This window comes from Methanolobus psychrotolerans (assembly GCF_002243045.1).
GTDB lineage: Archaea > Halobacteriota > Methanosarcinia > Methanosarcinales > Methanosarcinaceae > Methanolobus > Methanolobus psychrotolerans.
In genome coordinates this window covers 72,167-88,009 of sequence record NZ_MBKP01000005.1, presented here as the reverse complement: position 1 = coordinate 88,009, position 15,843 = coordinate 72,167, and the positions used below count along the sequence as shown (strand labels likewise).

The following is a 15,843-nucleotide window of genomic DNA, read 5'->3' as shown; positions in this document are numbered from 1 at the left end:
ATTTAGCTACATTTACATTTTTCTTTGTATATAGTTTTTTGGTTGCTAATTTTCAGGGCTACTGTTTTAATTTTTGTGCATATACAAATAAAAGTGCACAATAAGTCATATTTAAATTTTACTTTAGATTTAATCGTAACTTTTTTATGAATATTCACTTCATATAAAAACAAGCATCTATCAGAGTCATACTTACAAATATTCGGACATTATTATGTATTACATATGTTGTATAGTACATTTCTTTATATAATAGTATATATTCGTATCTTTTGAAGAGATATATAAAAAGATTAGCCTACAAATATTAGATACAAAAGTACACTACAAAAGTATGCATTCAAAATAAGCATCAAATGCCATATATATTGTATAGATTCGATTCATTATAATTTGAATCAAATGATTATGTTTATATATATGTATAGCTCCTAAGTAACATTTATATATGATAATAAAAGTGCATATTTGAGGTTCAAAAGAACCTTTTTTGTGTAGATTGGATTGAGCTTGATCCAAGCTCAGTTAGCTAGACTAATGAATTGAAGGAGGTATAGAATGTTAATAGTAGACAAAGAAGGTATCCTGATAAGATACAATGTTAAAATGGAAAAATCAATGACCCCTGAAGAGGCGGCAGCAGAACTCTATCCAAAAGATGAGTTATACCGTGCAATCGCAGAAGCGATCTTTGAGGGTGAAGAAGATGATGTAATTGAAGGTCTTGAAGCAGCTATAGCAGCAGGTAAAGAGCCAATTGCACTCATCGATGATGCACTTATGGTAGGTATGAAGGTAGTAACTGACCTTTACGACCAGGGTATTATTTTCCTGCCAAACGTTATGATGTCAGCAGATGCAATGCTTGAAGGTATCGAGTTCTGTAAAGCTGAATCCGGCGCAAGCCCAGAAACAAAAGGCAAGATCGTTGTCCACGTTGCTGAGGGTGACGTACACGACATCGGAAAATCAATCGTTGCAGCCCTTCTTAGAGCAGCTGGTTATGAAGTAGTCGACCTTGGCCGTGACTGCCCAGTCGATGAAGTTATCGAAGCTGTAAAGAAAGAAAAGCCAATGATGCTCACCGGAACAGCACTCATGACAACCACCATGTATGCATTCAAGGAAGTCAACGACCGTCTTGTTGAGGGTGGACTCAGCCTTCCATTCGCATGTGGTGGCGGAGCTGTAAACCAGGACTTCGTTTCAACCTACTCACTTGGAGTATATGGTGAAGAAGCAGCAGATGCACCAAAGATGGCAGATGCTATCCTTAAGGGCGCAACTATTGCAGACCTGAGAGCTAAATTCCACAACCACTGAGGTGACAAAAATGGCAATTAACAGATTCACAACAATGGCTTACTCCGAAGCTGACGAAATGGTATTCGGTAGAGCAAAGAAACCTGTAAAAGCAGGACTTGACCTTGAGATCGGTGCAGGCTACACAACTGCAGAAGTTAACTACGCACCAAGACCAGAAGCAGGAGAAACCAAAGAGAAACTCGTAAACGAGTACCAGAGGATCACAAAAGACATTATGGCAAGAATGGTCCAGGTCGGTTTCCCATCCGTAGTACTTGAGACAGAACACGTCCAGCAGATGACAAACCACCCAGAATGGGGAGCAGCTGTTGCACACGCACAGAAGACCATCATGGAAGAGTACCATGAAGAATATGGTATAAAATGTGCACTCAGACACACCCCTGGTGACGTTAGAGAAACAAAGGAATTCCTCGCACTCAGAGGCGACAAGATGGCTGTTGTCATGGAGTCCTTCGAACAGGTCGCAGAGAGCGGCGCAGACCTCCTGTCCATTGAATCAATGGGTGGAAAAGAAGTCTTCGACTATGCAGTACTCAGGAACGACGTTCCAGGTATGCTCTACGCAATTGGCTGCCTTGGTACCATGGACATGGACTACCTCTGGCAGGAGATCGCAAAGGTTGCTCAGCAGAAGGGCGTAACCGCTGCTGGTGATACAGACTGTGCACAGGCAAACACTGCAATGTTCATTGCTGGTGGTCTCCTTGACAAGAACCTTGCACACACACTCGCAATCATCGCAAGAACACTTGCAGCACCAAGATCACTCGCAGCATACGAGGCTGGCGCAATTGGCCCAGGAAAAGACTGTGGATACGAGAACATCATCGTAAAAGCAATCTCTGGTATGCCAATGTCCTTTGAAGGTAAGACTTCAACCTGTGCACACTCAGATGTCATGGGTAACCTTATCATGCAGTGCTGTGACCTCTGGTCAAACGAGTCTGTCGAATACCACGGTGAATTCGGTGGTACAACCGTACAGTGCTGGTCAGAGTCACTCAACTACGACTGTGCACTCATGAACACTGCACTGAAGTCCGGTAACGAGAAGATCCTCAGAGACCTCCTCATGGCTTCCGACAGGTTCAGAGACCCACAGTCCTACATCCTTGCATACGACAACGCATACAAGGTAGGACAGGCAATCGTAAAGGACGGAAACGACATCTACCTCCGTGCAAAGAACGCTGCAACAGAATGCTGCAACATCCTGAACACCTCCACCGGTCTCGAAATGACAAAGTTCGAACTCGGTGCACTTGCAAAGGCAACCGCAGAACTCGAGGCACTCACTGCAGAGTCCGAGACATTCATGAGCGACTGCATGGCAAAGTACAAAGCAGAAGTTCCAGTATTCAAGCCAGAGAACTACGCTCTCTAAATGTAGTATTAAGAAGTTTTTCTTAGGAAAAACTTCTTTCTTTTACTTTCAAAAACGAAAACTTATCCCAATTATCAATTCAAACTTAACTCCACAATAAATTTCATAGGCTTTACAGAAAAAACGGGTCACAACGCCATCAATTCTACCTCCAACTCCACAACCTTCATTTTTATGGCATGTGTATTTATACAGATCTGTAAAGCCTTTGATCCCTATTATTTGAATTCTTTCTTGAGCTCCTCTTTCTGTTAGTAAAAGAGTGAGTCGTAATTCTCAACTAATTATCCGTTATTCTCCGGTCATTTTAGTTGCCAAAAAGACAACATATATGGTGAGTACTTCTTTTTTTCATGATATTTTATCTGCACTCAAAAGCCTTTAAATAATATTTACAATTCGTATTAGTATTAAATAAAAATATGTTAAAGAGTCTTTGAATATGTGACTATTTGATTAAGTATGTTAGATGAAGTTAATATCCGTTTCATAGCCTCTTGTTCATTAGATATCATCAATTTAGCCAGTAGCTCAAATATGAGCTTTAACTAACAATTATTAAAGCAGGAAAAAGTACAATGAAACTAAAGAACTTTACACCTTTGGCATTCTTAGCATCACTTGGGGCAGGAGGAGTTGCAGTAATGCCTTTTGTACTGATGCAGTACACCATAGAACATGGAAGCGATCTCATAACAAGACCTCAACTGTGGGCACAGGAATTATCAAATATCTCTCATATTTATTATTATTCACTTGAGACTACAATGATCCTATTTACTTTCCTTCATTTCATATTAACAATCTGGTTTACCATTAAATTATTCAAGTGGATGAAAACAGACAAATATAAAGAATTAATAGAGAACCCTTTAACAAATACAGCTATTCTTGCACCATTGATCTCTTTATTAATGACAATGAATGTTTTTATAGGACCTATCAGATATTTCATTCCAGGTTTAGCATCTAATTTCCAGAGTATGATGTTTCCAGCAATGATATTCTGGTCTTTGGTATTCCTGCTTGTGATGTTTACTGAGATCAAACTTTTAGGTATTTCTTTTAGAAAGGGGTTTGATATCACAAAAATCAATTTTGGATGGCTTTTGCATCCGTTCTTATTAGGGATGCTCTCAGTTGTTGGAACTGGTATTGCTGCGATGGCTGATAACTCCTCAATTGCAAATAGTGCCGCTTTTATGAGTATGATCTCTGGTTCGATGGGAATATTTTTATTATTTGTAAAGATGGTTGTATTGTTTAAAAGCCATTTTCAATCAAGCAGACTTCCTGATAAATATTTCCTTCCTAGTTTCCTTATTGTAATACCTAACATAACCCTTTTTGCCCTAAGTGCATTTCGAATTGGTCATTTTCTTGAGCATCACCATGGATTCAACTTAGGAGCATATTTTTATTTAGTAATTGGGATATCATTTGCATTCGAAGTATGGTATTTACTTTTTGGGCTATCTTTATTGAAGGAGTATTTTAAGGAGAATCATTTCAAAGAGTTCTATATAACACAATGGGGTTTGATCTGTCCATTTGTTGCATTTGTAGTTCTTGGTGCATTCGCCTATGATATCATCCTGACAAACGCATTATTCTACGCAATTCTTGCATTGACAATGCTAATTACTATCGTATTGTATTTTGAATTACTTGTAAAGCATATCAGATGTTTTGTATCTGAAAATACTAAAGTTGGTTGTGAGGATTAAATATGTGGAAAAGAATATCCTTTTTACAAAAGAACTTGATCTATAGCATTCCGGCATCTATGATACTTGGAATTGCGTATGGCTCTATTTATGATCCATCTTTCCTGGGAGTTCTCATTATACCTTTTACGTTCCTTATGGTTTATCCGATGATGGTAAATCTCCAATTTAAAAAGGTTTTTTCAAAAGGTGATACGAAATTACAGGTCGTAACACAGATAATTAATTTTGGGATAATCCCATTTTTAGCTTTTGGAATTGGAAAAATTTACTTTCCGGATGAACCTTTAATTGCTTTAGGTTTGCTTCTTGCATCTTTACTTCCTACAAGTGGCATGACAATCTCATGGACAGGGTTTGCAAAAGGGAATCTGAATGCTGCAATAAAAATGACAGTTATAGGATTGATAGCAGGCTCTTTAGCAACTCCTTTATACGCCAAATGGCTGATGGGAACTGTTATTGAAATACCCCTAGTCAGTGTTTTTAAACAAATAGCAATTATTGTATTTTTACCAATGATCGCTGGTTATGCAACCCAGAGATATATTATTTGGAAATATGGTGAGGCAAAATATCACAAGGATATAAAGAACAAATTCCCGATGATTTCCACACTGGGAGTTCTTGGTATTGTTTTTGTTGCAATGGCACTCAAATCAAATACCATTGTTTCACAGCCAACGATGCTGTTTAATTTGTTGATCCCCCTGGTCATTTTTTATGCAATCAATTTTATAATAAGTACTCTTGCAGCAAAAATGTTATTCAATCGGGAAGATGGGATTGCTTTAGTGTACGGAACTGTTATGCGTAATCTTTCCATTGCTCTTGCTCTTGCCATGACCGTTTTTGGCCCACAGGGTTCTGATATAGCTCTGGTCATTGCACTGGCATATATTATTCAGGTTCAGTCTGCTGCATGGTATGTTAAGTTCACAAGTGCCATCTTCGGAAAGACAATGGACCGGGCAAAAGATGTCATGGAACAGGGTATTTTTGCACTTTCTGAAGAAGCAATCCTTCATGATGCAATAAAATTGCTTGATGAAGAACACATACATTCCCTTGCAGTTTTGGACAGGAACGAAAGCCCGATCGGAATGATCACATCAGAGATGATCATCAATTTCTTAGCTGATGGAATTGAGATGAGTGAGAAACTAAAAACAGTAACATTACAGCCGATTTTGAAAATGAGCGAAAAGGTACCTCTTAAGGAAGTGATCACCCTTATGAAAAGAAAGCATACATATAAAGTATTGATCACGGATGAACAAGGGAACTTTAAAGGAGTGATCACAGAAGCAGATATTTTGGATAAATTGAAGACTAGTGTATGAAAGTTTTTATTTATACCAATGGGGATGTTTTTTAGTCCCCTCCTTTTCTTTTCCGTTTACATTAATCCTTTTTTCATGTTCATTGCCTTAATAAGAATTAAAAAGGATTCATAATGTGCTTTTATAGATTTTTTAAAAAGTATCTATTATCCACCATCTTTGCTATATTAGAACAGGCTAAAGTGGGCAATGCTTAGAGAACAACTTAGATATCCAGATGCAAAATAGACATTGCAGGCCTAATAAAAGCCTATTACATAGTCTAAACTTCTCATCTTTTTCTGAACCCGTATTCTCCTTTTCTTTTCTCGATCACGTCACCGATTAACCATTCGGGACCAAGTTCCATTTTTTTGACCTTGCCGTTGTCCAGCCTGACATAAGAATATGTCCTGTACTCCTCGTAAGTTGTAACGTTATCATTCTCATCATAATCCTTCTGTATGTATTTTTCCTCTTTCTGCTCGGTGATGGTGCCTCTCCAGCTGTCGTTGAGTTTCTGCCGGTATAATACAACCCCGAAGGATACAGCGATTGCAGCTCCCAGGACAGCCAGTGGCTCTCCTGTAAGTAAGTATACCGCTGCGATAAAGACCAGTGCAAAGATGATTGCTACGTATTTTGCCATAATACCTCCTTCCTGTTTGAGTGCAGATTATTACATATAACCCATTTGTATTTAGTTAATAAAATATAATATTTTGCATCTGTGTTTTCCCATATCCTAAAAAAGATATAGGGGCTGGAAAAAAGATCATACATGGACTGGAAGAAACGGATATCTTATTAGTCAGCAAAAATAAAAATATCAAGCAAGTTACTGCGTGTTTCCTCGTCAATGAGTTTAATGTATCTGTCTGTCAACTCATTCTCATAGTTGTAATAACTCAGACCAACAACCGTGGAACTTATGACAAGCTTTTGCACTGCTATATCAGGCAAAGTGAAAGCTCCCTATGTCAGATGAATGATGACAGCATCATTGGAAATTTCTGTTGTGCCGTTTTGTTTTTCTGTGCATCCTGCGTCAATAATGATGAGTGCCAGAGATGGGAATTCATTAGTTACAGTTTTGTCGAATTGATTGTGGATTAGGACATCGGCTTGGTAGAAGTGACTCAGGCTGAATAGTTACGTTTTATAATAGTTACATTTAATTAAAGTTTAAGTACGCCACAGCCACAGCCACGATTCAGCAGGAAATCTATTTTTGAAATGATCTCTTCCTGGTGAAAATCAGACAATTCTTCGAATTCTTCCTTATGTTTCTCCTTTACGTGCTCTATCATTTTGTCTTTAACTTTTTTAGGATCGTTGTCTACCACAATGAAATCATCATTGAACCCAAGATCTCTGCATCTAAGTATATGAACTATAATAAAACCTCCTGACTAAACTAGAAACTCCTGATTTATTAATTTTTGTTTCAACTGCTAAAAATAAGGGTGTTATCACCCATACCTCAAAGGAAGAACGAAACACCGATCACAATGAACAGAATACCTGCTGCCGTTGAGATGGTCTTTTTGTTGATCTTTTCCATAAGCATCTTCCCTACGTAAATAGCCATGGCAGAGAGCAGGAGCAATGCAAAAATCACACCTATAAATACCAGAAGAGGATCGTACTGCGTAGCAAAAAGAGCAGCCGCAAGTTGTGTTTTATCGCCCAGCTCCGAAACGAGGATAAGGCCAAATCCGGATATGAAGGGACTTTTCAACTCGTATGAACCATCGTCATCGTCATTTTCCTTCTTCAGCAGGGTTGTCAGGCCAAAAATAATGAAAAGTATGCCTGCTCCTATGCGCACATAGTCCATTGGAACCTTGTTGGCAATGAAATTTCCCAATAGAATTGCAAGACCATCTGTTAATATGAATGCCAGCATCACACCGGCAAGCAGTGAGGTATATTTTCTTGTTTTTGTAGACAAGACAAGTACCGCAAGCTGAGTCTTATCACCCAGTTCAGCAAGGCCTACAAGTAGGAAAGGGATAAGAATATCCGGAATCATGTGACGTACATCATCAACTTATTATTTAAACTATGTTAAACCAGTCTTTGCCCGGTCTGGTATTCCTGTAAGTTTTTATTATATTCGAATATCTTAATTTAAGACAATATATAGTGAAATGGGGTCAGGGCAAAATATATGATCATAAGCAGTATCCAAATGTCCGAATAATGAAATAGTAATAAATACTAATAGACGGCAAGCGGTTGCTGAATAGCGATATTAAAACCAGGTTAAACCTGAAAAATAGCAAACTATATATAAGAGCACAAGCCAACCGTAATCCTACTATTGCCATCCAGATGGTTAAGAACAGGTCGAAAGTAGGAAGACCGACCTGTAAAACATGTAGTATAAAATAGAGGAAGTGACAAAGCATGGGTAATCTTAGGCAACCAAATGCAAATGAAGCTACTCAGACCTTCAACAGGTCCAAGAGTGTAGTACCGATGTCAGGTATCTGTACACGTTGTGTGGACGGATGTCGTGGAAACTGTGAAATATTCAAATCTACTTTTAGAGGACGTGAAGTCCTGTACCCCGGACCTTTTGGTGAGATCACTGCCGGCGCAGACAAGAACTATCCTATTGACTACTCCCACCTGAACATACAGGGATATGCAGTAGGTGCAATCGGTATGCCGGAAGGCATGGTTCCTGGCCCTGAAACTGCAAGATTCCCGAATGTAAATACCGAAACAGAATACGGATGGACTAAGAAAATTAAAATGAAGGTACCAATCTTCACCGGAGCATTAGGTTCCACCGATATTGCAAGGAAGAACTGGGAACACTTCGCCATCGGTGCGGCTATTTCTGGTATTACCATCGTTTGTGGTGAGAACGTTTGTGGTGTTGACCCTGAACTTAAGAGGGGCGGTGACGGCCTTGTAAAAGAATCCCCTGAAATGGACCGCAGGATTGAGCTCTACAAAAAGTTCTATGACGGCTACGGTGAAATGCTTGTCCAGATGAACGTAGAGGACACAAACCTCGGTGTAGCAGAATACCTTTCCAGCAAGCACGAAATGGACACTATTGAACTCAAATGGGGCCAGGGTGCAAAATGCATTGGTGGAGAAATAAAGGTAAAGGACCTTGACCGCGCAATTGAACTCAAGAAGAGAGGATACATCGTAACTCCTGACCCTGAGCTTGCATCTGTTCAGGAAGCATACAAGATGGGAGCCATAAGGGAATTCGAGAGACACTCAAGGCTTGGCTTTGTTACAGAAGAAGGATTCCACGCAGAGTGTGACAGGCTCAGAGATCTAGGATTCAAACGTATCACACTTAAGACTGGTGCTTACTCTATGGCAGAAACTGCAATGGCTATCAAATACAGTTCCGATGCAAAGATAGATCTGCTCACCTATGACGGTGCTCCTGGCGGAACCGGTATGAGCCCATGGCCAATGATGGAAGAATGGGGAACGCCAACCTTCTACCTGCAGTCACTTGTATACGAGTTCGCACAGAAACTCACTTCAAAGGGTAAGAAAGTACCTGACCTTGCAATGGCTGGCGGATTCTCAAGCGAAGATGGAATTTACAAGGTTCTGGCAATGGGTGCCCCATACTTTAAGGCAGTATGCATGGGTCGTGGCCTTATGATCCCCGGAATGGTTGGAAAGAACATCGGCAAGTGGCTCGATGAAGGAGACCTTCCAAAGACAGTTTCTGAGTTTGGTCACAGGAAAGAAGAGATCTTCGTGCACTACGAGGAACTGGAAGAGCGCTATGGAAGTCAGATAAATGAGATCCCACTGGGAGCTATCGGTATCTACTCTTACTCTGAAAAGACAAGGGTTGGCCTGCAGCAGCTGATGGCCGGATCCAGGAGATTCAGCCTCCCAACAATATCACGTAAAGATGTCATGGCACTTACAGAAGAAGCAGCAAAGGTATCCGGTATTGCTTATGTGATGGATGCCTACAGGGACATCGCAGAAGAGATACTTGACGGATAAAAAGTAAGGTAATACTTACTTTTCTTTTTTATTTTTTTGCATTATACTTCTTTTGCTATTCTTTTTGAGAAAAGAGGAAGTCGGTTAATCTTCAACTTCCAGTGCCTGAATTATATCGTAGATGTTAAGTTCACCCCTGGCAACCCTTAGCACCATCGGGTAAATAAAAGAACAATCATCGATATTACTCCAGCGTTTTTCACCTATTGTTCTTATCAGTTCGTCCATGACCTTACCGCACTCATTACAATACTTTGTTTTACTTTCAATACCACAAACAATACAGTTCATGAATTTACCTCCACACTTTATACTACCACAGGATTCAATCTATGGTTATTTGAAATGTTTGCGCTGATAGTATTTAGATTTTGAGTTGTTCAAAGATGCAGCGTTATATTAATAATAGAATCTATCATTATTCAGCGACATATATGATAATTTGCATTTACCAGAGGTAAAAACGTGTCTGATAATCTTTTTGATATTAAGGTCGGAAATTTATGTTTCAAAAACCCCATTGCACTTGCCCCAATGGGAGGAATAACCAGCAGTAGTTTTGCAAATGAAAGGGCAAAAGATGCAGGACTTGTAATAATTGGCGGATACAGCCTTGATGCTGCTACACAGAAAGCAGCCTCAGAGATAATTACAAGAGGAAGAGAAGAATTCACATCTGATGAGCCTTTAAAACTAATTGAAAATGAGATTAAAGCCGTAGATGAGGGACCTATGATAGGTGTCAATGTCAGGAGTGCAACCATAGAACCTCTTATTGAAGCTGCAAAGATCATAAAGGATGCAGGTGCAATCCTTGAACTGGATGCACATTGCAGGCAGAAGGAAATGACAGACATCGGTGCTGGACAGGCACTTCTTGCGGAGCTTCCTAGGCTTTGTGATTGGATTGGTATGATCAAGGAAACAGGAGTTGTACTTTCTGTCAAGGTACGCGCAAATGTAATAGATGACATTGAGCTGGTAAGGAAAATAGAATCTGCAGGTGCTGACATACTTCATCTGGATGCCATGAAAGAAGGCTTTGGAGCTGATCTTAAACTTATAAAGAACATACGTGATTCCACAAGGATGTTCCTTATATGCAATAACTCTGTCACTGACATAGATGCTGCAAAGGAGATGTTCACAAGGGGAGCAAATATGGTTTCCGTTGCAAGGGGAGTTCTTGAAGACACACATCTTATTAGCCAGCTTGTCCGGGACATATCGGCCCAGCAGGAAGACATGGGTTGGTACAATGCACCAAAACATATTTGCAGAGGAGAAGGGGACCTGAGAGGTCTTGCTTTTTGCTGCCTGCCTGTAAAACCATGCCCCGTACACAACAATATAATGAAACTGGGCTACAGTGCACAGGAATTTACAGATATCAAGATGGAATTTGCCAAAGGGACTATGCTTGAATTCGGGGACAGTACATGTTTTGGAAGTCTGGTCTGGTGCTGCAAGATATCAAAACCATGCTTCCTGAGAGATGGTGTACTAGAGACACTGGGTCTTTCTGATGCAGAATATATGCGCCTGAAAAAAGAGCTTGCTGATTATATAATAGATAATGCTAAAAAACCCATCAACGGCCCAAAGAATTAACCAGACATGAACGATTCACTTTACACAATTGACAGGGGGAATTATCCCATCCCTTCCTATATTGCCCGCTGTGCACAGCTTGCAATGTGCCTTGAAGTATCTGCTTCCCCAAAACCAGGCAATGTTGACAGGCACGATGACTATGAGGATACACGTTACGAACATTTCCTTGCGTCAGCCATCAGTATGTATCCGGCAGTTGAGGAAGCTTCAGCAAAGATAAAAGGTGTGGGCAGATTCATCAGGAATGCTGTTACAGAAAGTGTAAGATGGCAAAGAGGAGGAAATACTCATTTCGGAGCATTCATACTGCTGGTACCGCTTGCAATGGCTGCTGGCGAGATACTGCAGGATGATGAGCCTTTTACTATTCAACAACTGGTAGAATGCGCATATAGGATCGTGAGGAATACAGACACAACCGATTCTGTAGACTTCTATAGCTGTTTTGAAGTAGCAGGAGTTAAAGTAAACCCTGCGGAAGAATTTGATTTGCAGAATAAGAATGTTATCGATGAACTCAACGAAAAGGATATGAGCCTTTACAAACTCATGGACATTGCCAGAGGATATGACATTATAGCCAACGAATGGGTTACTGGTTTTAAGAGATGTGCCTTGTGCGCAGAAACAATAATTAATGGCATGAGTGGCAACCTAAATCCGTCTAAAATAAAAGCTGACATCAATGATGTCACCATCTATGCGTTCCTGAAGATACTTTCTGAGAATGAAGATACATTCATCAGCACAAAATACGATTCGCAAACCGCTATTTATGTCTCAGAAAAGGCTAAAGTAATAATTGAAGAAATGTATAATATCGATAAAAACTTTAATATTATAGTACCATTAATAAATGAACTGGACAAAGAGCTTCTTGAAAAAAAGATTAATCCGGGATCCACAGCAGACATAGTCATTGCAGGTCTGTTCATCTCATTGCTTGCAGGAGTTAGGTTCTGATGCTTAAAAATTTAAACCTTGATGATTTTGGGATTTACGAAGGGATCTCAGAAACTATTGTTACAACAAACCGGGGATGGACATCAAACGCTGCACCAATGGGCATTATCCGCAAGAAAGACAAATTGTTCATACGCTTGTTCAAAGACTCAACGACCTACGATAATGTACTTTCGGAGAAAGTCCTTGTTGCAAATATTACCTGGGACCCTTTGGTCTTTGTCAATTCTACTTTTACAGACCTTGAAGATTCGGATTTTCAAACCATCAATTTTAATTGCAGGAGTTTAGTTACCCTCAAAAAAGCCCAGTGCTGGGTTGCTTTTGAGTGTACGAACACTAAACTTACATCTGAAGCACTCGTAGCAGAACTGATACCCATAAGGGGCCATGTCAACAAGTGTCTGATAAGAGCTCCTAACCGTGCTTTTTTTGGAGTCATTGAAGCATGCATACATGCAACGAGATACCAGCTTACGGGCGAAGATAAATATCTCAAGCTTATCAAGGCATACGGAGATATAGTGGACAAATGTGGCGGAGATAACGAAAAGGAAGCAATGAGACTGTTGTATGGCTTTCTGTAACACACACCAATGAAAAGAATTAATATCAAAAAGACTATTTTCCCCCTATGACAAAAACGATAGCATGGGGAATTACCGGAGCCGGCCATTTCCTTACATCCAGTTTTACGGTTTTCAGGAAGATAAAGAGTGAATACGACATCCTGGTGAATACATTTCTTTCCAGCGCTGCTGAAGAAGTGGTGAGGATGTACGGACTTGAAAAAGAACTGAAAACAATATCCTGCGGGGAATACCTTGAGGAAATATTCCTTGAAACACAGCAAGGTAAAAGCTGGCCAAAAACAGGACGTTTCCTGCTGGATAAATATGATGCCCTTGTTGTAACTCCTGCTACATCGAACACTGTATCCAAGATCGCATACGGAACAGCAGATTCACTTGTAAGCAATGCTGTTGCACAGGCTGTAAAAGGAGGAGTGCCGGTCTATGTTATTCCCGTTGACATAGCAGGTGTTATCATATCCGAGCTTCCCTTTGGAATTGCCAGGGAACTCTGCCAGAAATGTGATCCATGCCCCCCAAGAGAGAACTGTCCGAATAATGCCATAACTGACCAGGTAGACCTGCTAAAATGTAACGGATGTGGGATATGCAAGGAACTTTGCAATTTCAAAGCGATCAAAGGCGGGCCAGTTGAGCTGAAAGTAAGGGATATTGATACCAGAAATGTAAATCTTATCAGGGAACTTGAGGGTATTACAGTACTGGAAAAACCCGAAGATATACCGGGAATCCTGCAGGACATATAGCCTGATTAATTAGTACATTACTCTTTTACCTGCTTTTACCAAGGCGTTTACCTATCTTTTTCATGTGACCGGCAAACATTTGCTTGACAACAAATAATACAGGTGTCTTTCTGCCCCCGGGACTTGTATGACCTTTGCGTATAGCATCCAGCACACCTTCAACAGTCGTGGATCCGGTTTCAATTTCAGTATAGGATCTGCCCACCATCTGTGCTTCATGGGAATCGCTTCCGCCAACCATGGGAAGTCCCAGTTCCAGAGCAGCTTTTCTGGCTTTATTGTTGGGACCGTCAGTGATACAGCGGGAGTTTAGCACCTCCACAGCATCTGTATCAAGTCCTTCCAAATAGCCAATACCATGAGATGTAATCTTAAAAGGGTGAGGAATTATAACAACTGAACCCTGTTGGCGTGCCCTTTTGATAGTTTCCTCCGGACTTAATCCGGGATCAATAGGTTCACGGACACCGAGCACAAGTATATGACCTTTAGAGGAACTTACCTCCACACCCGGTATGACTATCTGGCTTGAACCCAGTTCTTTTGCCCTTCTGGAACATGCAATGCCGCCCTCTATAGTATCATGATCACATATGGCAAAACCATCCAGTCCGTTTTTGGATGCATATTCAAGAATATCGTCTAGACTGGCATTGCTATCTTTCGAATAATGTGAATGGACGTGAAGGTCAAACTTCATGGATATACCATAGCCTTCAGAGTTTATAAAGATATTTTAAAAACAGGAGTTATGCGAACGGGCAATAAAATTTTGGTGGTTGGGTGGTTGGATAGGATTGGTGGTACAATAGAGAAGATTTCCCGTTCGCATATATACTAACTACCTTATCGCATATATATATATCGCTGACAATAAAATAAATTAATGCCAAATATAATGCAATTCAAGACAGTTCTGTTGCTAAAGAAATGGCTTTATTTATAATCTTGTCCCTTGCTTCAAAATCTATTGAAACTTTTTCATCATAATGAATACTATGAACAATGCCTTCCGCAAAAATCCATGCAACTATGGACATCCCTTTTTCTGACATCGGAAAAGAAAGACTTATACGTTCCCACTTTGGAAGCAGATCACTTATCTGCACCTTAAGCTCATTGAATCCAAATCCTGTTTTTGCAGACACTATCACAGGATTAGGGGCAAGATACCCTAGACTTAACATGCGTTGAGCCAGCTCATCTTCTGATATGAGGTCCATTTTATTGAAAACGGTCACAATGGCCACGTCCTGCAATTGATCCCACATCGTTTCATGACATACAAGCAATTTTTTGCGTATAATCTCCAGAGATTCTGAGGAATCAACAACAAGGAGAACAACATCAGCGAGGAATATCTCATCAAGAGTGGATCTGAATGCATCTATCATCCAGTGAGGAAGATCTTCTATAAATCCAACGGTGTCGGTTAACAGGACTTCCCTTCCATGCACATTCAATGAACGCGTGGTGGGGAGCAACGTAGTGAACAACATGTCCCGGGCTGGCACCTCTTCATCCACAAGAGCATTGAAAAGGGTACTTTTTCCTGCATTGGTATATCCGGCAAGTGCCAGCAGTGAAAAACCCCTGGAGTGCCGGAGGGCCCGGAGGGATTCGTTATCCTTCAGAATTGTCTCCAGTTCACTTCTAATTCGGATCATTCTGTTCTTTATATCCTGTGCATAGGAGTCTTCATAGCCCCCTAGACCCATAAAACCCGGTCTTTCCTCTTTTTTAAGGATGGATATGATAGCTCTTGCTCGTGGAAGCTCGTATTGGAGCCTTGCAAGTTCGACCTGCAACTTGGAACGATGAGTGGTGGCTCTGGTTGCAAATATCTCGAGGATGAGCTGGAACTTATCAATGGTCTCGCAGCGGCATATCTCTGAGAGATTGTACACCTGCATTGTACTGAGCGGATTATGGAATATTATTTTATCGGGACAAAGCTCCGCAACCATCTGTGCCAGTTCATCAACCTTACCCCTGCCAATATGATACTTCCGATCCGGATGCCTTGCCTGTACCATTTCACCAATGATCTTATAATCTGCTGCTGCAGCCAGTTCCCTGAGTTCATTCATCTGAAGCTCATTCTCTTCATCTTCAGTTCTTGGATCGTTTCTTTTCACTATAATGGCACTTTTCATAAGT

Annotated in this window: 16 protein-coding genes; 9 read left to right on the top strand and 7 right to left on the bottom strand. The window is 40.5% G+C overall.

From position 1 onward, the window contains the following. Nucleotides 1-558: 558 nt before the first annotated feature. From mtaC to BB781_RS02735, 4 genes are all read left to right on the top strand, one after another. Nucleotides 559-1,323: a methanol--corrinoid protein MtaC gene (gene mtaC, locus BB781_RS02750; protein ID WP_094226977.1), complete on the top strand. Its 765-nt coding sequence runs from the start codon at nucleotides 559-561 to the stop codon at nucleotides 1,321-1,323. A gap of 10 nt (nucleotides 1,324-1,333) precedes the next feature. Continuing rightward, nucleotides 1,334-2,713, top strand: coding sequence for a methanol--corrinoid protein co-methyltransferase MtaB (gene mtaB / locus BB781_RS02745; RefSeq protein ID WP_094226976.1), 1,380 nt, complete (start codon nucleotides 1,334-1,336; stop codon nucleotides 2,711-2,713). A 578-nt stretch (nucleotides 2,714-3,291) separates the two neighbouring features. Beyond that, entirely contained in the window at nucleotides 3,292-4,440 is a 1,149-nt protein-coding gene (gene tsoY / locus BB781_RS02740; protein ID WP_094226975.1) for a selenoprotein TsoY, read from the top strand. A gap of 2 nt (nucleotides 4,441-4,442) precedes the next feature. Beyond that, entirely contained in the window at nucleotides 4,443-5,783 is a 1,341-nt protein-coding gene (locus tag BB781_RS02735) for a bile acid:sodium symporter (protein WP_094226974.1), read from the top strand. 271 nt (nucleotides 5,784-6,054) lie between these two features. Here the strand turns inward: BB781_RS02735 and BB781_RS02730 are convergent, their stop codons facing one another. The 4 genes from BB781_RS02730 to BB781_RS02720 all read right to left on the bottom strand — a co-directional run bounded on the left by BB781_RS02730 (nucleotide 6,055) and on the right by BB781_RS02720 (nucleotide 7,797). Beyond that, complete coding sequence (locus tag BB781_RS02730) at nucleotides 6,055-6,411, bottom strand: PEP-CTERM sorting domain-containing protein (RefSeq protein ID WP_094226973.1); 357 nt, start codon at nucleotides 6,409-6,411, stop codon at nucleotides 6,055-6,057. Nucleotides 6,412-6,569: 158 nt separating this feature from the next. Beyond that, nucleotides 6,570-6,725: a hypothetical protein gene (locus tag BB781_RS15550; protein WP_164997755.1), complete on the bottom strand. Its 156-nt coding sequence runs from the start codon at nucleotides 6,723-6,725 to the stop codon at nucleotides 6,570-6,572. 215 nt (nucleotides 6,726-6,940) lie between these two features. Further along, nucleotides 6,941-7,108, bottom strand: coding sequence for a hypothetical protein (locus BB781_RS02725; RefSeq protein ID WP_242492503.1), 168 nt, complete (start codon nucleotides 7,106-7,108; stop codon nucleotides 6,941-6,943). Nucleotides 7,109-7,245: 137 nt separating this feature from the next. Beyond that, nucleotides 7,246-7,797: a TMEM165/GDT1 family protein gene (locus tag BB781_RS02720; RefSeq protein ID WP_094226971.1), complete on the bottom strand. Its 552-nt coding sequence runs from the start codon at nucleotides 7,795-7,797 to the stop codon at nucleotides 7,246-7,248. A 377-nt stretch (nucleotides 7,798-8,174) separates the two neighbouring features. On the opposite strand from BB781_RS02720, the gene BB781_RS02715 reads away from it, so the two are divergent. Continuing rightward, a complete protein-coding gene (locus BB781_RS02715; RefSeq protein ID WP_094226970.1) occupies nucleotides 8,175-9,767 on the top strand; it encodes a glutamate synthase-related protein in 1,593 nt (530 codons plus the stop codon). Between the two features lie 84 nt (nucleotides 9,768-9,851). On the opposite strand, the gene BB781_RS02710 is transcribed toward BB781_RS02715, so the two are convergent. Continuing rightward, entirely contained in the window at nucleotides 9,852-10,058 is a 207-nt protein-coding gene (locus BB781_RS02710) for a hypothetical protein (protein WP_094226969.1), read from the bottom strand. A 174-nt stretch (nucleotides 10,059-10,232) separates the two neighbouring features. On the opposite strand from BB781_RS02710, the gene BB781_RS02705 reads away from it, so the two are divergent. From BB781_RS02705 to BB781_RS02690, 4 genes are read left to right on the top strand one after another with little or no spacing between them, the layout of a single operon-like run. Continuing rightward, nucleotides 10,233-11,378: a methanogenesis marker 9 domain-containing protein gene (locus BB781_RS02705; protein WP_094226968.1), complete on the top strand. Its 1,146-nt coding sequence runs from the start codon at nucleotides 10,233-10,235 to the stop codon at nucleotides 11,376-11,378. 6 nt (nucleotides 11,379-11,384) lie between these two features. After that, nucleotides 11,385-12,344, top strand: a complete 960-nt coding sequence (locus BB781_RS02700; RefSeq protein ID WP_094226967.1) for a triphosphoribosyl-dephospho-CoA synthase — start codon at nucleotides 11,385-11,387, stop codon at nucleotides 12,342-12,344. Next, nucleotides 12,344-12,931, top strand: coding sequence for a DUF447 domain-containing protein (locus tag BB781_RS02695; RefSeq protein ID WP_164997754.1), 588 nt, complete (start codon nucleotides 12,344-12,346; stop codon nucleotides 12,929-12,931). The genes BB781_RS02700 and BB781_RS02695 overlap by 1 nt, the downstream gene beginning before the upstream one ends. A gap of 47 nt (nucleotides 12,932-12,978) precedes the next feature. Next, nucleotides 12,979-13,683 carry a dihydromethanopterin reductase (acceptor) gene (locus tag BB781_RS02690; RefSeq protein ID WP_094226965.1) on the top strand — a complete coding sequence of 235 codons (705 nt, stop codon included), beginning with the start codon at nucleotides 12,979-12,981 and terminating at the stop codon, nucleotides 13,681-13,683. Nucleotides 13,684-13,708: 25 nt separating this feature from the next. On the opposite strand, the gene BB781_RS02685 is transcribed toward BB781_RS02690, so the two are convergent. Together BB781_RS02685 and hflX are read right to left on the bottom strand one after the other, a co-directional pair. After that, complete coding sequence (locus BB781_RS02685) at nucleotides 13,709-14,383, bottom strand: CehA/McbA family metallohydrolase (protein ID WP_094226964.1); 675 nt, start codon at nucleotides 14,381-14,383, stop codon at nucleotides 13,709-13,711. A gap of 205 nt (nucleotides 14,384-14,588) precedes the next feature. Continuing rightward, entirely contained in the window at nucleotides 14,589-15,839 is a 1,251-nt protein-coding gene (gene hflX / locus BB781_RS02680) for a GTPase HflX (protein WP_094226963.1), read from the bottom strand. Between the last annotated feature and the right edge of the window lie 4 nt (nucleotides 15,840-15,843).